This window comes from Micromonospora sp. WMMC273 (assembly GCF_027460285.1).
GTDB lineage: Bacteria > Actinomycetota > Actinomycetes > Mycobacteriales > Micromonosporaceae > Micromonospora > Micromonospora aurantiaca.
Map to the genome: position 1 here is coordinate 4827938 of NZ_JAPZBE010000001.1, position 15703 is coordinate 4843640.

The window sequence follows — 15703 nt, forward strand, 5'->3', positions numbered from 1 at the left end:
CGATAGCCGCGCGTACCCTGCCTGGATAGCGTGGGTGGCGTGACGGAGCCTGACTACAGCCTCGCGAAGATCAGGGTCCTGGAGTTCGACGACTCCGTACGCGAGCGGCCCGGTATGTATTTCGGGGTAGGCAGGGACGATCCGCGTCTCGCGACTCGGGTGCTGTGCGCGGTCGTGGGGCACGCGTTTCATCCGGCAACCACTGTCGCCGCGAGCCACACGCCCGACGTCGTAGCGGAGATCACCGCTGATCTCGTCTTCTCGGTGACCGACGATCAGGCTGACGTCCTGACCGGCCGGGGCATGCCGAGGCTCGGCTACTACGACTCTCTGCTCACCAGCGAGCGCTGGTCGAGCGCCGCCGCGGCGGCAATGAGTTCGCAGACCACTGTCGAAGTCTGGCGAGACGGCCACGGCTTTCGGCAGCGCCTCGTCGGCTTGCGGCCGGTCGAGCCGCCTGCGGAGTTCTCCGCTCCGGTCGGAGCCGGTACCCGTGTGGCCTTCGTTCTCGATCCCGCTTACTTCGGCTCGGCCGCGATCACCACCGATATCGCCAGCCTCGACGTGCACGGCCCGGCCTGCACCAACACGACCGGGTCAGGCAAGGTCATGATTCGGGACCGCAGAGAGCGGAGTCGCCCGAGCGAATACCGGTGTGTCTGACTCGGGCATCCGGATCTGCCGCCGACCGCGCCTTGCCGAGATCAAGCGTCCGAAGGTCGAGCACCCGCTCCACGCAGCCGACGAGATCCACAGCCCGGACTTTAAACGCTCCGCGATCTCCCTCCGTCCCGAGGCCGTAGGTTCGACACGCCCCCCCGGGCCATCGGCCTAGCCTTGGAGCCGCTGTGCCCAGTACACCTGCCCGTCCGAACCCATGTAGACGAGGGCCAGCAGCAGGTCGGACATCTGGACCGGAGCGGTCGCCGTCGACGTCTCCGGATCAGGCTTCTCGGCGTACGGGAAGAGCGCGACGAAGGTGACCGGGGATGCCTTCTCGTCTGCCACATGCAGCCTGCTGCCGTTGCTCCGCCACTCGTCGTCGCCGAACGTGGCGTCACCAGCGCCACGGAGCCAGGAGTAGCGCTCGGCGATCCGGTGCTCGATGCCCGCGCTGCCGATGCCGACGGCCGCCTGTGGAGCGGCCACGCCGAAGACCGCCGGCTTGGAGTCGGTGCGCTTGTCGATGAGGAAGACCGCGAAGTAGCCGCCGTCGAGTGGCCGGGGCGGGGTCCGCCAGAAGAGCCGGCCGAGCACCAACTGGTCACGTCCGGAGGCGAACGGAGCGGATCCGTTCTCACCGAGTGCGGCCTGGGCCTCCTCGTTCGTCACGAAGCTGAGCGAGGACCGGAGAGCCAGCGCCTCGGGGCCGTACGGCGGCTGGTTCTGCCACCGCTGCCAGGCGATGACCGAGACCATCGCCACGATGGCCGCCAGCGCAGTCGCGACACTCCGGCCCGTCCGCCACCTCATGCTCGACAGTGAAGCACTCGAGCACCGAATCTCAGGGTCGCCGAATTGACAGCTGCAGCCGGCCGCGGCGGACCGTACCGTGCCCTGATGGTCATCTCCCCGCACCTGGCCCGGCTCCGGACGATGATCGGCCACGAGTTGATCCAGATGCCGTCGGTCTCGGTCGTCGTCGTCGACGATCGCGCACGGATCCTGCTCGTACGTCATGCCGAGGACGGGAAAGGGTGGGCGGTACCCGGCGGCGCTGTCGACATCGGAGAGTCCCCGGCCCAGGCGGCGGTGCGTGAGATCCGAGAGGAGGTCGGCGTGCGGATCAGCCGGCCGCGGCTGCTGGATGTGCTCGGTGGCCCCGATTACGAGGTGACCTACCCGAGCGGCGACCGGGTCGCCTACGTCACCGCGGTCTACCAGGCGACCATCGCCGACGGAGAGCCGATCCCCGACCACGAGGAGATCAGCGAGCTGGACTGGTTCACCCGCCCGCAACTATCCGACACCGATCTCAACCGCTTCTCCCGGGCGTTGCTGCGAGCCACCGGCCACCTGGCTGGTTGACGGCGACCGCCTCTCGCAGGCCGCTCCGGCGCCGGCGGGCGACAGAAGGGCAGCTTCCCGGTCAGTCCGGTCGGCGGTTGGCGTCCGCCCACTCCGCGTCGTTCCAGAGCGCGGGGACCGCGCCGACCGGCTGGAACCGGATATGCGGATCGTTGCTCTGGACGAGACACATGAGACGGCAGCCGATCAGGCTTGCGCTTCGGGAGTGACGCGCCATCGTGTCCAGCACGATCTGGGCGGACCGCGGGCAGTGCGTGGCGAACGTGTCGTAGCCGGTGAACACGAGGACGAGGCCGGCTGCCTCGGGCGTCCACCCGTACTTCTGGCTTACCACGTCGCGCATGCAGTCGTTGAGGGCGTCGAGGTTGTGCCCGTAGTAGCCGGGGAACCCGAGCACTGCCGCCATGTCCCGGTGCATCGCCTCCTCGGTCGTCCAGCCCGAGGCGTCCAGGTGGGTGACCTGGTAGCCGTGATCGCTTAGCCATCCGGTCGTCCGATCGAGGATCGACGAGCGCCAGAAGAGAGTCACTGACGTATTGGTCATGAGGCGGAAAGCCCGGTCTCCGCTGAGATCGGCTTCCGCGTCGAAGGCGGCCACGACCGGGAGAGTACAGCCATCTCCGTACGCGAGTACGACGCTCCTCGACGGCGTCTGGCCAGCCGTCGAGGAGCGCGGCCGGTAGGCCGATCAGGCCGCCGTCAGCGCCGCCAGGGCCCGCTCCATCGCGGCGTTGAACTCCTCCGGCGTCAGCGTCAGCCGGGACTTGACGTCGCGGCTCCACTGGTCGGCGAGCACTTCGGCGGCACCCGCCTCGACGCCGTCGAGCGCCGCATCGGCCAGGTCCGACGGCGCGATCTTGTCGACGGACCAGCCGGCTGACATGTCGGTGTCGGCCAGCCCGAGGTGTACCGCCGTCACGAGCGTGCCCTGTTCGGCGAGTTCCAGGCGTACGCCGTTGGTCATCGCCCACGCGGCGGCCTTGGTCAGGTGGTACGCCCCGGCGCCGCTGGTCCCGAACCATGACATGGCGGAGAGCACGTTCACGATTGCGCCTCCGCCGTTGCGGGCGAGTGCCGGCGCGAACGCCCGGATCATCTCCAGGTGGCCGAGCACGTTGGTGTCCACCTCGTGCCGCACCGCGTCCAGCGAACCGGTCACCAGGTCGGTTCCGGTCTGGATCCCGGCGTTGTTGACGAGCAGCGTGACGTCCGGGGCGGCAGCGGCGACGGCCCGTACGGATGCGGGGCTGGTGATGTCCAGCGGCAGCACCTCGACGCCGGGCAGGTCGACGGTCTCGGGGCGGCGGGCGGTCGCGTAGACCTTGCGGGCGCCCCGTTCGAGCAGCCGCTGGGCGAAGGCGCGGCCCAGTCCGCGGTTGGCTCCGGTGACGAGGGCGATCGAGTGGTTGATGTCCATGCGAGGTACGCTAAAACCTGACGTTAACGTCAGAGGCAAGTGTCGATCGCCGGGATCGGGGTGAGAGGGGTCACCATGACCACGACCGCAGCCGAGCGGCTGATCCGCATCGGTGAGGTGGCGCGCGGCGCCGGTGTCTCGGTGCGCGCCGTGCGCTACTACGAGGAACAGAGTCTTCTCGTCCCCCGGCGCAGCCCGTCCGGCCAGCGCCTCTACCGGCCGGACACGGTCACGCTGGTGCGCTTCATCCAGCAGATGTACGCGGCCGGGCTGACCAGCAGCCGGATCGCGGAACTCCTGCCGTGCTGGGACTCCGGGCACACCGACCCCGCGCAGCGGGCCATGCTGCGCGCCGAGCGCGAGCGCATCCAGGCCAAGGTCGACGAGCTGCGGGCCGCGCTGGACCGCCTCGACGAGGTCATCGCGATCACCGATTCGCACCCGTAGGCGCGACCACCCGCGTAAGGGGGAGACTACGGACGGGCGTTCTCGCGGGAGGCACGCAACACGCCGACGACCGCCAGTCCCGCGCCGCCGAGCGCGACAGCCGTCTCCACTGCCGAGGACACCTCAAGGGCACCTCCCGCCGAGCCACCCACGCTCACCATGAATCCCGGTTGCAGGAAGGCGTCCCTGGCGGGCTCGACAAACGTCCACCAACTCGCCCACGCGGAGGCGAGGTCCGCGCAGGCCCGCACGGCGACCACCGCCAGCAGGACCATCCCCGCCGTGAGGAGCCCGCGCCGGTCGCCCCGCCATCCGGACCACGCCAGCACCCCGGCGGTCACGAGCGCGGCGAGCAACGCCGGCTGCAGCGCCAGGAGCAGCTCGGGCAGCGGCGGGTCGCCGGGCGCCGCCGCCACTTTCAGCCCGCACCAGACGAGCACGGCCACCGCCAGGACCGTCGTCACCACACCCCGCCGTCCGCCGCGTGCCGGCAACGCCGGCACGGCAACGGAAAGCAGGAGTACGCCGAGAGCCAAGCCCCACGCGGTCAGGCGTTGCTGGTCCAGGCCCTCCCGCAGGCTCTCCACAAGGTACGTCCGCGTCGCCGCCTGGCTCCCCCGTGGCCCGCCCGCGTCCGCCACCCGTTCTCGGTGCCAGAGCAGGTTCGCGGCTGCCACCAGAGCGAACAGCCCGGCGCCGGCGGCGACGCCCCATCGCACCCGGGGCGTACCGGAAGCGGCGAGCGCGTGGCCGGCCAGCGCCGCCAGCGTGACCACCGCCCACAGGAGCGACGCTTCCCGCATGGCGAGCAGTGCCGCTCCGACCGACAGCAGACCAGCCACGACCGCAGCGACTCGCAGGCCCGACGACAGACGCATGGCGGAGACAGTGGCACAGGAATCCTGGTCGCGTTGACCCGCCGGTTTCGTCGGTGGTCTCGGGCATGATCGCGTGCGCCGCCGGACGTGGCGGCGACGAGCGGGATCACCGGGAGGAAGCGTGGGCGCATCGGGATGGACCTACTTCGTGGCGTACCAGCCGGATGCCCAGGCCGCGCTGGACGAACTGCGCCGACAGGTCTTCGAGGCCGGCGACTACTGGTGGGCGGTGCCGGGCGGGTTCGGCGCTTCCGCCGCCGACTTCCCGGACCGTCCCCGCAGCGAGGAGGAGCTGTGGGCGGACGAGCGGGTGCAGGAGTCCGGCACACACTCCATCCTCGACATGACGCGGGTGCTGGCCGACGGCGAGGAACCCGGCTTCGGGGCGTTCCAGCGGGTGACCGAGGCCGAGGCGCTCGCCCGAGCGGGCGTCGCGAGGCCGACCCGCGCTCACGTCGAGGCGCTCGAGCCGCTGGCGGAGCAGCGCTGGTTCGGCCGGTACGCCGTCCTGCACGACGAGGCGGGTGCCCCGAACGAGCTCTACTTCTGGGGGTTCTCCGGGGACTAGCGTGCCGCGCCGGCGAGCAGCCACCGCCGGACCGGCACCTCCAGCAGCACCCGTTCACTGTCCGGGGTGACGGGCTGCCGGATGTCCCATCCCCCGTACTTCTCCGCGAACGCCGCCACGATCGCGGGCGGGAAGTCGGCCCGGTGCACCCGAGCCTCGCCCTCCGCGACGACCGGGTGGACGCCGTCCTCCAGTGCGAGCGAGACGCGGGGGTCGGCCGCCACGTTGCGGGCCTTGACGCTGCGCCCCTCGCAGCCGATCCACCAGACGCCGTCGGCGTAGACGAACCACACCGGCGTGACGTGCGGGGAGCCGTCATGGCGCAGCGTACAGAGCCAGACGTTGCGCTCGCGGGCGAGCCGGTCCTCGACGGCCGGCGGAAGCGGTGCGGTGGATGGTGAGGCCATGCGACAAGTGGATCAGGTGCGCGCGGGAGAGCGCCAGCGGCTCACTCGCAGATCCGCCACTCCCCGTCCTCCTTGACCATCGGGAACGACTGCGTCACGTTGGTGCCGACCGCCGGGGTGAAGCGGATGGTCGTCGCCCCGCTCACCCGGCCGTTGTTGTTCGACACGTTGAGCCCGGTGATCTCGTAGCCGGTGAACTCCGGCTGGGAGGACTGCTGCCGGGTGAAGTCCGCCTCGCTGACCCGGTCGCGTACGCGGGTGCAGAGCTGCCGCTACGCGGCCGGATAGTCGCGGTCGACGATCGCCTCGGCGAACGTCTCCGCTGTGGACCGTGCCGGGCCGGTGGCTTCCTGCACGGCCCGGAAGAGGAAGAAGCCACTGAGCACACCGCCGCAGCAGCAGACCGCCAGCACCACGCCGAGCACGATGAAGAGGGTTCGCTTGGACTTCTTCGGCGGCACCATGGCCGGCTGGTATGCCATACCCCGCAGGGTAGGAAACGCCGGCAACCGTAAACCGGATGCTGCGGCTCCACTTCTCGGCGACCATCGATCGATGCCCGCACATCGACCGGCCGAGCCGGACGTCAGTCGCTACTACACCGAGGTCTACGTCGAGGCCGACCGGCTCGACGGGTCGCCGCAGGGCCGGCTGGAGGCACGACGTACCCGGGATCTGCTCGCCCGGCTGCTGCCCGCCGCGCCGGCGGACGTGCTGGACGTCGGCGGTGGTCCCGGCGCGTACGCGGGTCCGCTCGCCGCGGCCGGTTACCGGGTACACCTGGTCGACCTGGTGCCCGCGCACGTGGCTGCGGCGCGGTCCGCGTACCCGCTGGTGACCGCGTCGGTGGGGGACGCCCGCGCGTTGCCGTCGCCCGACGCGGCGGCGGACGCGACGCTGCTGCTCGGCCCGCTCTACCACCTGCCGCGGCAGGCCGACCGGGTGGCCGCGCTGCGTGAGGCGGCGCGGGCGACCCGGCCGGGCGGGACGATCGTGGCGGCGGCGATCAGCCGCCACGCCGCCCTGATCGACTTGACCGTGCAGGGCCGCCTGGACGAGGACAACCGGCGGTTGCTGCACGCCGAGTACGAGACCGGGGTGAACGATCCCCGGACCGGCTTCACCACCGCGTTCTTCCACCGGCCGGAGGAACTGGCCGCCGACTTCGTCGCGGCCGGACTGCCCGACCCCCAGGTGTACGGGGTGGAGGGTCCGCTGTGGCCGGTGCTGAACGCGCTCGGCACCGGGCCGGACGAGCGGTTGCTCGCCGACGCGGTGGCCTGCGCCGAGACGTTCGAGCGGGACGCCGCGATCCTTGGGGCCAGCGCTCACCTGCTCGCCGTAGCGCGCCGCTGACCGCCGGGCCGGGCGGCCGGCTGCTTTACGCCGGAGCGAAACTCGTCAAGCACCAAGGGTGACCAGTTGCGACAAACCATGTTATTCTCCAGCGTCAATCTATGCCGCGCGGACCCGGCCGGGTCGCAACCGGAAGGACATCTCCCCGATGCCGGTCGCTGCCGCCATGCCCCTGCCCCGGCCCCCGCTGGCCCGCCCGGCGGGTGACGCGTTCAGCCTGATCTTCACGACCCTGCCCGCGCTGCTGCGGCTCACCTGCGGTCTGGTCGGTGCGGTCGTCGCGCTGTCGGTGCGTACGCCGCCGGTGCGGGTGGCGCTGCTGATCCCCGCCGTCGCCGTGCTCACCGCCTGGTCGGTCTGGTACGCGTGGCGCGCGCTGCGGCACGGCATCGGCGGCGTGCTCGTCGCCGGCGACGTGGCGCTGACCACCGCCGCCGCACTCGCCGTACCGTGGCTCGTCGCGCCGGAGGTGCTGCCCGGCGAGGCGAGCTGGATCGCGGTGCTGGCCAGCTCGACAGTCATCAACGCGCAGGCCACCGCCCCGGCCCGCTGGTCCGTGCCGGCCGGCCTGCTGGTCACCGCCGCGTACGTCACCGGCACCACGCTCGCCGGCAACCCGATCGAGGCGCGGGCGCACGCCGGGACGCTGCTGGTGCAGACCGGCAGCGCGGCGGTGATGACGGCGGTGATGCGCCGCCGGATCGCCCGCGCCGACGCCGCGTTCGCCGACTACCAGCGTCTGTCGCACGAGGCGGTGGTGGCACGCGCCGCCCGCGAGGACGAACGGCGGCAGAACCGCGACCTGCACGACACCGTCCTGGGCACGCTCACCATGGTCGGCCTCGGTGCCGTACCCGACTCGGCGACGTTGCGCGAGCGGTGCGCGGACGATCTGCGTACCCTCACCGCCCTTGCCGGTGCGCGGACCGCGACCGCGGCCGGTGAGGCCGACCTGGACGAACGGCTGCGTGAGGTGCTCGCCGCGACGCCCGGGCCGGCGGTGACCGCGACGCTCGCGCCGTGCCGGCTGCCGGCGGAGGTCGCCACGGCGCTCGCCGACAGCGCCGCCGCCGCGCTGGCGAACGTGGCGCGGCACGCGCCGGGCGCGGACGCGTCGCTGCGTCTGGCCCGCGAGGGCGGCACCGTCGTGGTCGAGGTGGTCGACGACGGTCCCGGTTTCGACCCGTCCACGGTCCCGGCGCACCGGTACGGGCTGCGCGAGTCGATCCACGGCCGGATGAGCACTGTGGGCGGTCGGGCGGTGGTGACCTCCGCCCCTGGCGCCGGCACCCGGATTCGGCTGGAGTGGTCCGATGGCGAGTGAGTCGGGTACGGCGGTGACGGCCGGCCACGCGCTGCGCCCGCTGCCCCGGCCGCGGGTGGCGACGCGCTCCGGAACGGCCACCGCCCCGCCGGAGGCGCACGCGGTGGCCGACGCGTCCGACGGTGGCGCGCGCATCGCCGCGATCGTCATCGCGGCGACCTGGCACCTGGCGGTCGCGCTGCCCGCCGTGTTGCGGGCCGGGCCGGGAATGGCCTTCCCGGCCGTGGTGGCCGCGGGCTGGCTGGTGACCGCGCTGGTCGGGGTCGGGGCCGGGGTACGGCTGCTGCGCGGCGGGCTGCCGCCGGCCGGGCCGCTGGCGGTGGCGCTGCTGGGGGTGGACGCGGCGGTGGTCGCCGGGGCCGGCGAGCGATTCCTGTTCAGCACCGCCAACTGGGTGTGGGGCGGCCTGGCCTGGTTCTTCCTGCTGGTGCTCTGGCGGCGGCCGGTGCGCTGGCTGCTGCTCATGCTCGCCGCGCACGGCACGATCGCGCTGGCGGCGGTGGTGCTGTACGGCGCGACCGCGCCGGCCGACCTGAGCCGCGCCGCGATGTACGTCTACGGCACCTCCACCCTGCCCGTGGCGGTCTTCGTCGGCGCGGCAGCGCTCACCGCGCAGGCCCGGGACCGGGCGGCCACCGCAGCGGCGACGCTCGCCGTGGCCGCTGAGCAGGAGGCGGCCGAGCGGGCCCGCACCGAGCGACAGGCGCGCCTGGCGCTGGTCAGCGGCACCGCCGAGGAGGTGCTGGCCGGGCTGGCGGCGGGCGACGCCGACCCGGCCGACCCGGCGGTACGGCGGCGCGCGGTGCTGGCCGCGGCCCGGCTGCGCCGGCTGATCGCCGAGTCGGACGACGTGCCGGACGCGCTGCTGCACGAACTGCGCGCGGCGGCCGACCTGGCCGAGCGCAACGGACTGCCGATCGACCTGGTGTCGGTCGGCACGCCACCGGAGCTGCCGGTGCAGATCCGGCGTGGGCTGGCCGACCCGCTCACGGCGGCGCTCGCCGGGGCCGAGGGCTGGGCTCGGCTCACCGTGGTGGCGGGCCCGGACGAGGTGGTGGTCAGCCTGGTGACGCCGGATCACGACGGCCCGGACGAGCCGGTGACCGGCGGGGACGGGCCGGTGGAACACCTGCACGAGCGGGACGGGGAGATCAGATGGACGCAGACCCGCTGGCGGCGGACGTGAACGCCGGCACCCCGATCGGGGTGGCGATAGTGGACGACCATCCGGTGGTGATCGACGGGGTGCGCGCCTGGCTGGCCGGCGAACCGCGGTTGCGGGTGCTGGCCACCGGCGACGACCCGGACGAGGTGCTGCGGGCCGCACCGGACGCCGAGGTGGTGCTGCTCGACCTGCGCCTGCACGGCCGGATGGTGCTGGACAAGCTGGCCGAGCTGAGCGCGGCCGGGCGCCGGGTGGTGGTCTACTCCGAGCACAGCGACCCGCAGACCATGCTCGCCGCGCTGGACGCCGGGGCGGTCGCGTTCCTGGCCAAGCACGAGGGACGCGAGCACTGCGTGGCGACGGTGCTGGCGGCGGCGAGCGACCGGCCGTACGTGCCGCCTGCGCTGGCCGGAGCGATGGTCGGGGACGCCCGTCCGGATCGTCCGTCCCTGTCGGACAAGGAGCGCGAGGCGCTTCTGCTGTGGTTCCAGTCGATGTCGAAGGCGTCGGTGGCGCGCCGGATGCAGATCAGTGAGCACACGGTGAAGCAGTACGTCGACCGTGCGCGGATCAAGTACACCCGAGCGGGCCGTCCGGCCGCCACGAAGGCGGCGCTGCTCGCCCGGGCGATCGAGGACGGACTCGTCCGACCGGAAGATATCGGCATCTACCGGTCGCAGGCGTCGGCCGACCGGCCGACCCCCTAACAGGTGTCATGACAGTCACCCCAGGAATCGGGCAGGCTCACCGGTACCGCCAACCGTCACCGGGAGGTCGTACCGTGCCGGAGGACGCCACACCTTTCTTCGTCGGGCCGCATCGGTTCGACGCCGACGGCGACCCCACCCGTCCCGTGCTCGACCGGCGCTACGAGCTGGTGCCCGAACCGGGCGAACGCCTGCTCGGGCAGCACTGCCTGCGCGTCGCCGGTCACCTGCTCGGCCCCACCGAGGACGTCCGCTGCTGGTCGCTGCTGGCGCCGGCGACGATCACCGTCACCGAGCGCCGGTTGGCGTACGTCTGCACCGGCTCGGATCTGTCGGTGGTCTCCGGGCGGGACGGCCGGGCGGTCGCCCGGCACCGGCGTCCGGTCCGGTTGTCCCGCCTGGTCAGTGGGCAGATCCGCTGGCAGTGGCCGTCCCGGCTGGAACTGGCCGAGGCGGGCGACGGCACCGCCGAGCTGCGCATCGTCTGCGACGCGCTGCGCACCATCCGGCAGCCGGCGCTGGCGCTGACCGGCCCGGTCGGTCAGGTGGCCGCGCTGGCCCGGCAGGTACGCCGCGCGGTGGCCGGTTTCCGGCTGGCGAACGCCGAACTGGTGGACCTGTCCCCGCCGGAGCGGGACGTGCTCGCCGTCCGGGTGGCCGCCTCCCCCGGCCCGACGCTGGGCACTGTGACGCTGCCGGGCTCGCTGCCGGTGGAGTTCCTGTCCCGCGACGACTACTACCGTCCGGCGGAGGCCGAGGCATCGCCGTGGTCGTGGTCCGGGTTCCCCGCCCACGACCAGCCCGGCTCCGCCTGCTGACGCCGTCGTCGCCGGCCGATGGCCCGCCGAAGTCGCCGACTCGGGCGCACTCGCACTCCAGGCCTGTCGCTCACCCGTTGAGCGCCACTACATGAGACAAACGTCCCGATTCATGGGATCAGCACAGATCTTGGTATGAAACGGCCCTCCTAGGGGCCCTTTCGTACCAAGATCTCGCGAGCCCACAGCGCGCGGGGGCGGGGGCCGTCAGGAGGCGCTGCGGGTGCGGCGCTCGGACCGGTCCAGCTCGACCGCTTCCTCCGGGGTCGGCGCGCTGCCGCCCAGGTGGGCCGGCTGCCACCAGGTGTCGTCCGGGCCGGACGGCTTGTCCGGGTACTCCCGCTGGGCCCGGTCGACCAGCGCCGACAGGCGGCTCCGCAGGTCGGCGGTCATGACCGTGGCGTCCGGGTAGGCGGCCGGGTCCATCGGCTCGCCGACGATGATGGTGATCGGCGTGTGCCGGCGGGTCAGCGTGCGCGGGCGGCCCTTGGTCCACAGCCGCTGGGTGCCCCAGAGCGCGACCGGCAGCAGCGGCACGCCCGCCTCCTGCGACATCCGGGCCGCGCCGTTCTTCAGGTCCTTCACCACGAAGGAACGGCTGATCGTCGCCTCCGGGAAGACGCCGACCACCTCGCCCCGGCGCAGCGCGCCCACCGCTGCGGCGTACGAGCCGGCGCCGGCGGCCCGGTTCACCGGGATGTGCTTCATGCCGCGCATCAGCGGACCGGAGACGCGGTGCCGGAAGACGCTGTCCTTGGCCATGAACCGGACCAGTCGCTTCGCCGGGTGCGCGCCGTAGCCGCAGAAGATGAAGTCGAGGTAGCTCACGTGGTTGGACGCGAGCACCGCGCCGCCGCTGTGCGGCACGTGCTCGCTGCCGGAAACGTCCAGGCGCAGGTCGAGCAGCCGGAACATCGTCTTCGCGGCGGTGATCACAGGTGGGTACACGAGTTCCGACATGGCGAAACTTTACCCCGAGTAGGTTACGCGACCGTAGGGCCGATCTGCCCTCGGCAGACCCGGGTCGCGCACCGACGCGGGTGCGGCGACGATGGCGACATGCCCGAACGCGCGGTGCTGCTCTGGATCCACGGCGGTGGCTGGCGGGCCCGCGCCGAGGAGGACGGGGCGGCGCTCGCGGCGCTCGGGCTGCGCGTGGTCGAGGCCACGTACCGGTTCTCCCACCAGGCGCGCTGGCCCGCCCAGCTCGACGACGTCCGCGACGCGGCCCGGGCCGCCCGGGCTGCGGCGGGCGGCCTGCCGCTGCTGGTGGCCGGTGACTCGGCCGGCGGGATGCTGGCCCTACAGCTCGGCCTGCGTGGGGTGGACCGGCCCGGCGACGTGACGGGCGTGCTCGCGTACTGGGCCCCCGTGGACCCGCTCGACCCGGAGCAGCGGCGCCGGCGCGCCCCCGGCGACGACCCGTGGACCGACCTGCTGGGCCACCCGCCGGCCGCAGGCGACCCGGCCACCGTCGGCGCGACAGTCGCCACCCACGTCGGCTCCGGCGTGCCGGTGCTGCTGGTGCAGGGCCGCGACGACGTGGCGGTGCCGGCCGCCCAGCCGGTGGAGCTGACCGGCCGGCTGCTCGCCGCCGGTCACCCGGTGCATCTGTGGCTCACACACGGCGGTCACGCGCTCGACCTGGCCCGGCCCGACCTGATCGCGGCCGCCGCCGCGTTCCTGGACAGCGTCCTGCCCGCAGGCGCGGGCGACTAGGTTCGAGGCATGCCCGACCTCGCCGCGATCGTCATCCACTGCCGCGACCCCTACCTGCTCGCCCCGTTCTGGAGTGCGGTCACCGGGCTGCCGGTGGTCGAGGCGGACCGGGTGAAGCTCGCCGAGGGCACGCTCGCGCCGACGGAGGCGGTGCTGCTGCGCGACCCGCACGGGCGGCGCCCGGACCTGTGGATCAGCCCGGCCGAGACGCTGCCCGAGCCCGGCCGGATCCACCTGGACCTGGTCGGCGACGCCGAGGAGCGGGCCGCGGTGCTGGAGGCGGGCGCGACGGTCGTGCGTGAGCTGCCGCGCTGGACCGTCCTGGCCGACCCGGAGGGCAACGAGTTCTGCCTGCTCCCGCCGAACGAGGCGCACGACGCGTCGCCGCCCGGGCACTGACCGGGCTCAGTCGGCCAGTTCCTCGAGGTTGAGCCGGCCCCGGGCGAACGCGTCCACCCGGCCCCAGCGGCCCGGGATGTCAAGCACCTCGATCCGTCCCATGCCCACCGGCAGCCGCGGGTCGACAGCCAGGTGCTGCTCGTGCGGCTCCAGCCCGAGTATGGTGCGCAGCAGCAGCAGCGGTGCACCGGTGGACCAGGCCTGCGGGCTGCACGCGGTCGGGTACTCCACCGGGAACTTGGTCAGCTCGCGCTGGTAGCCGCCGAACGCCTCCGGCAGCCGGCCGTCGAAGTAGGTGGCCGCGTCGAGGATGCCGTTGGCGACGGTGGCGGCCTCCTCGGCGAAGCCGTACCGGCGCAGACCCCAGGCGACGAACGAGTTGTCGAACGGCCAGATCGTGCCGTTGTGGTAGCCGATCGGGTTGTAGCGGACCTCACCCTCGGCCAGCGTCCGCACCCCCCAGCCGGACCAGAGCCGGGGACCGACCAGATGCTCCGCGACCTTCGGCGCCCGCTCGTCGTCCACGATCCCGCTCCACAGCAGGTGGCCCATGTTGGAGCTGAGCACGTCGCACTGACGCCCGTCCGGGTCCAGGGCGAGCGCGTAGAAGCCGCGATCGGCGACCCACCAGTCGTTGTTGAAGCGCCGCTTCAGCTCCGCCGCCTCGCGTTCCAGCTGATCGGCGTACGCGGGGTCGCCCCAGAACAGCCGGGCCATCCGGGCGGCCCGCATCTTCGCGTCGTACGCGTACCCCTGCACCTCGCAGGTGGCCCGCGGGAACGGCGGCAGCGTGCCGTCGGCGTACGAGATGGAGTCCCACGAGTCCTTCCAGCACTGGTTCTCCAGGCCGGTGTCGGTGTTGCGCCGCTCGTACCAGATGTAGCCGTTGCCGAGCAGGTCGGCGTAGTCGTCGATCCACTTCAGCGCGGACCGGCACTCCTGTTCCAGCTCCTTCACAAGCGCGCCGTCGCCGCTCCACCGCTCGTACTCGTCGAGCAGCACCACGAACAGCGGCGTCGCGTCCACCGAGCCGTAGTACGGCGAGTGCGGCTGCTCCTCGAACGCCGCGGTCTCGCCGTACCGCATCTCGTGCAGGATCCGGCCCGGGTCCTCGTCCCGGAAGTCGTCGAACCGGGTGCCCTGGAGCGCGCCGAGGATCCGCAGCGTGGTCTTCGACATCTCCGGCGCGAACGGCAGCACCTGCAGGCAGGTGAGGATGCTGTCCCGGCCGAACATGGTCATGAACCAGGGCAGACCGGCAGCCGGCAGCGTCTGCCCGCCCAGCGACAGCGGCGAGAAGCGCAGCGCCGCGAGGTCGACGAGGCTCCGCCGGTACGTCGCGGCGAGTTCCTCGTGCTCGCTGTTCAGCTTCGGGGCCCGGCTGATCCACTCCTCCAGGTCGTGCTGGAGCGCGAGCCGCTCGGTGCCGTGCGCGCGCAGCCCCATCCGCAGGTCCCGGCCGCCCGGGCCGATCGCGAACGTCTGCACGTCGATGACGGCGTCCCACTGCTCGTTGGGTTCCAGCCGGATGCTCCAGGCGAAGCCGCGCTGGTCGTAGCGGGCCGGCTGGTTGGCGGAGACGAGCGTCTCGCGCCGGAAGTTGCCGCGCCGGTAGCCCAGGCGCAGCCGGTCCGACTCGGCCTCGGCGTAGTGCTCGCCCTTCTTGTTCAGGATCTCGTCCTTGACCTGGAACAGGTCGGCGAAGTCGGACCCGGCGTCCATCCGGACCTCCAGGTCGACCGGCTTCTCGTCGTGGTTGAGGATGGTCAGCGTCTCGCGGAAGCTGCCGCCGACCGCCCGTTCCCGGATGACCGACAGCTTCGCGTCGACGTAGTGCGTGGCCATGCCGGGTACCAGGAAGAACCGGGCCTCGTAGTACTGGAGGTCGTCGTAGGACAGCGCGTTGAGGCGCTCGCCGTTGACGGTGAGCACCCACTTCGACAGGTAGCGCGTGTCGAGCGAGAACAGACCGGTCGGCTCGCTCGGGGTGGCCTCGATGTCGCCGGTGTCCTCGCTGACCACGAACGTGTTGCCGTCCAGGATCCGGACGGTGTTGCCGCTGCCGGGCATCAGGCACCCCTCCCGCCGAACGTGTGGTGCGGTCCCCGGGAGTCCGGCGGGCCGGGGAAGACCCGCTCGACCTGAAGCACGAGCCGCAGGTCGCCGACGACAGTCATGTCGCCGCGCAGCAGCGCCGCGATGGCGTTCTCCTCACCACCGACCAGCTCGGCGAACAGGCGCGGCTCGGTGCCCACCACCGTGTCCGCCTCGCCGTCCTCCTGCCGGACCCGCAGCTTGCCGTGATCGATCTCCAGCAGCCAGTGCGTGGTGTGCGGACCCTCGTGCAGGTCGAAGCGGAGCGTTCCGGATGTCTTGACCAGCAAGGGTTCGAACCCCCGCCGATCCAGGTCCTCGAAGAATCTCGTGGTCATGTCCACCATCCGGGCGACTCCTCCCGCGATCCGCGGTC

At 72.5% G+C, this 15703-nt stretch carries 20 protein-coding genes and 1 pseudogene; 11 read left to right on the plus strand and 10 right to left on the minus strand.

Translation table 11 applies throughout. The features are described from left to right. Positions 1-39 precede the first annotated feature (39 nt). Positions 40-663 carry a hypothetical protein gene (locus O7611_RS22285; protein ID WP_269697511.1) on the plus strand — a complete coding sequence of 208 codons (624 nt, stop codon included), beginning with the start codon at positions 40-42 and terminating at the stop codon, positions 661-663. A gap of 168 nt (positions 664-831) precedes the next feature. Here O7611_RS22285 and O7611_RS22290 read toward each other — a convergent pair whose 3' ends face one another. After that, a complete protein-coding gene (locus tag O7611_RS22290) occupies positions 832-1473 on the minus strand; it encodes a hypothetical protein (RefSeq protein WP_269697512.1) in 642 nt (213 codons plus the stop codon). Between the two features lie 87 nt (positions 1474-1560). On the opposite strand from O7611_RS22290, the gene O7611_RS22295 reads away from it, so the two are divergent. Beyond that, positions 1561-2028 (plus strand): NUDIX domain-containing protein, encoded by a 468-nt coding sequence (locus O7611_RS22295; RefSeq protein WP_269697513.1) that lies wholly within the window; start codon positions 1561-1563, stop codon positions 2026-2028. A gap of 61 nt (positions 2029-2089) precedes the next feature. Here O7611_RS22295 and O7611_RS22300 read toward each other — a convergent pair whose 3' ends face one another. After that, positions 2090-2626, minus strand: coding sequence for a barstar family protein (locus tag O7611_RS22300; RefSeq protein ID WP_269697514.1), 537 nt, complete (start codon positions 2624-2626; stop codon positions 2090-2092). A 90-nt stretch (positions 2627-2716) separates the two neighbouring features. Next, positions 2717-3445 carry an SDR family oxidoreductase gene (locus O7611_RS22305; RefSeq protein ID WP_194800698.1) on the minus strand — a complete coding sequence of 243 codons (729 nt, stop codon included), beginning with the start codon at positions 3443-3445 and terminating at the stop codon, positions 2717-2719. Between the two features lie 75 nt (positions 3446-3520). Here O7611_RS22305 and O7611_RS22310 point away from each other — a divergent pair, with 75 nt between their 5' ends. Next, on the plus strand, positions 3521-3892 hold the full coding sequence (locus O7611_RS22310) for a MerR family transcriptional regulator (RefSeq protein WP_269697515.1): 372 nt from the start codon (positions 3521-3523) through the stop codon (positions 3890-3892). Positions 3893-3918: 26 nt separating this feature from the next. Here O7611_RS22310 and O7611_RS22315 read toward each other — a convergent pair whose 3' ends face one another. After that, on the minus strand, positions 3919-4770 hold the full coding sequence (locus O7611_RS22315) for an aminopeptidase (RefSeq protein ID WP_269697516.1): 852 nt from the start codon (positions 4768-4770) through the stop codon (positions 3919-3921). Positions 4771-4891: 121 nt separating this feature from the next. Between O7611_RS22315 and O7611_RS22320 the strand changes: the two genes are divergently transcribed. Then, positions 4892-5338 carry a hypothetical protein gene (locus O7611_RS22320; protein ID WP_194800695.1) on the plus strand — a complete coding sequence of 149 codons (447 nt, stop codon included), beginning with the start codon at positions 4892-4894 and terminating at the stop codon, positions 5336-5338. Here O7611_RS22320 and O7611_RS22325 read toward each other — a convergent pair. From O7611_RS22325 to O7611_RS22335, 3 genes and pseudogenes are all read right to left on the minus strand, one after another. Continuing rightward, on the minus strand, positions 5335-5745 hold the full coding sequence (locus O7611_RS22325) for a TIGR03618 family F420-dependent PPOX class oxidoreductase (protein ID WP_194800694.1): 411 nt from the start codon (positions 5743-5745) through the stop codon (positions 5335-5337). The genes O7611_RS22320 and O7611_RS22325 overlap by 4 nt on opposite strands. Before the next feature lie 41 nt (positions 5746-5786). Further along, positions 5787-5996, minus strand: a pseudogene (locus tag O7611_RS32010) (hypothetical protein); the annotation flags it as partial. Positions 5997-6017: 21 nt separating this feature from the next. Continuing rightward, positions 6018-6227 carry a hypothetical protein gene (locus O7611_RS22335; RefSeq protein ID WP_269697518.1) on the minus strand — a complete coding sequence of 70 codons (210 nt, stop codon included), beginning with the start codon at positions 6225-6227 and terminating at the stop codon, positions 6018-6020. Positions 6228-6300: 73 nt separating this feature from the next. On the opposite strand from O7611_RS22335, the gene O7611_RS22340 reads away from it, so the two are divergent. The 5 genes from O7611_RS22340 to O7611_RS22360 all read left to right on the plus strand — a co-directional run bounded on the left by O7611_RS22340 (position 6301) and on the right by O7611_RS22360 (position 11115). Beyond that, positions 6301-7101 (plus strand): class I SAM-dependent methyltransferase, encoded by an 801-nt coding sequence (locus tag O7611_RS22340; protein ID WP_269697519.1) that lies wholly within the window; start codon positions 6301-6303, stop codon positions 7099-7101. Positions 7102-7249: 148 nt separating this feature from the next. Continuing rightward, on the plus strand, positions 7250-8425 hold the full coding sequence (locus O7611_RS22345) for an ATP-binding protein (RefSeq protein ID WP_269697520.1): 1176 nt from the start codon (positions 7250-7252) through the stop codon (positions 8423-8425). Further along, entirely contained in the window at positions 8415-9611 is a 1197-nt protein-coding gene (locus tag O7611_RS22350; protein ID WP_194800690.1) for a hypothetical protein, read from the plus strand. The genes O7611_RS22345 and O7611_RS22350 overlap by 11 nt, the downstream gene beginning before the upstream one ends. Continuing rightward, positions 9581-10297, plus strand: coding sequence for a response regulator transcription factor (locus tag O7611_RS22355; protein WP_013288128.1), 717 nt, complete (start codon positions 9581-9583; stop codon positions 10295-10297). The genes O7611_RS22350 and O7611_RS22355 overlap by 31 nt, the downstream gene beginning before the upstream one ends. Positions 10298-10371: 74 nt before the next feature. Beyond that, the gene (locus tag O7611_RS22360) at positions 10372-11115 is read left to right on the plus strand and encodes a hypothetical protein (RefSeq protein WP_269697521.1); all 744 of its coding nucleotides are present in this window, start codon (positions 10372-10374) and stop codon (positions 11113-11115) included. 207 nt (positions 11116-11322) lie between these two features. Here O7611_RS22360 and O7611_RS22365 read toward each other — a convergent pair whose 3' ends face one another. Continuing rightward, positions 11323-12075, minus strand: a complete 753-nt coding sequence (locus O7611_RS22365; RefSeq protein WP_194800688.1) for a lysophospholipid acyltransferase family protein — start codon at positions 12073-12075, stop codon at positions 11323-11325. 99 nt (positions 12076-12174) lie between these two features. On the opposite strand from O7611_RS22365, the gene O7611_RS22370 reads away from it, so the two are divergent. Next, entirely contained in the window at positions 12175-12834 is a 660-nt protein-coding gene (locus O7611_RS22370) for an alpha/beta hydrolase (protein WP_194800687.1), read from the plus strand. Between the two features lie 9 nt (positions 12835-12843). Beyond that, positions 12844-13233, plus strand: coding sequence for a VOC family protein (locus tag O7611_RS22375; protein ID WP_194800686.1), 390 nt, complete (start codon positions 12844-12846; stop codon positions 13231-13233). Positions 13234-13239: 6 nt separating this feature from the next. Here O7611_RS22375 and O7611_RS22380 read toward each other — a convergent pair whose 3' ends face one another. Both O7611_RS22380 and O7611_RS22385 read right to left on the minus strand, forming a co-directional pair. Continuing rightward, a complete protein-coding gene (locus O7611_RS22380; RefSeq protein WP_194800685.1) occupies positions 13240-15303 on the minus strand; it encodes an amylo-alpha-1,6-glucosidase in 2064 nt (687 codons plus the stop codon). After that, positions 15303-15674 (minus strand): SCP2 sterol-binding domain-containing protein, encoded by a 372-nt coding sequence (locus O7611_RS22385; RefSeq protein WP_194800684.1) that lies wholly within the window; start codon positions 15672-15674, stop codon positions 15303-15305. The genes O7611_RS22380 and O7611_RS22385 overlap by 1 nt, the downstream gene beginning before the upstream one ends. Between the last annotated feature and the right edge of the window lie 29 nt (positions 15675-15703).

Coding starts and splice junctions, on each gene's coding strand:
- O7611_RS22305 (WP_194800698.1), bottom strand. CDS start 3,445: ATGGACATCAACCACTCGATCGCCCTCGTCACCGGAGCCAACCGCGGA.
- O7611_RS22335 (WP_269697518.1), bottom strand. CDS start 6,227: ATGGCATACCAGCCGGCCATGGTGCCGCCGAAGAAGTCCAAGCGAACC.
- O7611_RS22385 (WP_194800684.1), bottom strand. CDS start 15,674: ATGGTGGACATGACCACGAGATTCTTCGAGGACCTGGATCGGCGGGGG.
- O7611_RS22340 (WP_269697519.1), top strand. CDS start 6,301: ATGCCCGCACATCGACCGGCCGAGCCGGACGTCAGTCGCTACTACACC.
- O7611_RS22365 (WP_194800688.1), bottom strand. CDS start 12,075: ATGTCGGAACTCGTGTACCCACCTGTGATCACCGCCGCGAAGACGATG.
- O7611_RS22355 (WP_013288128.1), top strand. CDS start 9,581: ATGGACGCAGACCCGCTGGCGGCGGACGTGAACGCCGGCACCCCGATC.
- O7611_RS22380 (WP_194800685.1), bottom strand. CDS start 15,303: ATGCCCGGCAGCGGCAACACCGTCCGGATCCTGGACGGCAACACGTTC.
- O7611_RS22310 (WP_269697515.1), top strand. CDS start 3,521: ATGACCACGACCGCAGCCGAGCGGCTGATCCGCATCGGTGAGGTGGCG.
- O7611_RS22345 (WP_269697520.1), top strand. CDS start 7,250: ATGCCGGTCGCTGCCGCCATGCCCCTGCCCCGGCCCCCGCTGGCCCGC.
- O7611_RS22325 (WP_194800694.1), bottom strand. CDS start 5,745: ATGGCCTCACCATCCACCGCACCGCTTCCGCCGGCCGTCGAGGACCGG.
- O7611_RS22290 (WP_269697512.1), bottom strand. CDS start 1,473: ATGAGGTGGCGGACGGGCCGGAGTGTCGCGACTGCGCTGGCGGCCATC.
- O7611_RS22375 (WP_194800686.1), top strand. CDS start 12,844: ATGCCCGACCTCGCCGCGATCGTCATCCACTGCCGCGACCCCTACCTG.
- O7611_RS22295 (WP_269697513.1), top strand. CDS start 1,561: ATGGTCATCTCCCCGCACCTGGCCCGGCTCCGGACGATGATCGGCCAC.
- O7611_RS22350 (WP_194800690.1), top strand. CDS start 8,415: ATGGCGAGTGAGTCGGGTACGGCGGTGACGGCCGGCCACGCGCTGCGC.
- O7611_RS22370 (WP_194800687.1), top strand. CDS start 12,175: ATGCCCGAACGCGCGGTGCTGCTCTGGATCCACGGCGGTGGCTGGCGG.
- O7611_RS22315 (WP_269697516.1), bottom strand. CDS start 4,770: ATGCGTCTGTCGTCGGGCCTGCGAGTCGCTGCGGTCGTGGCTGGTCTG.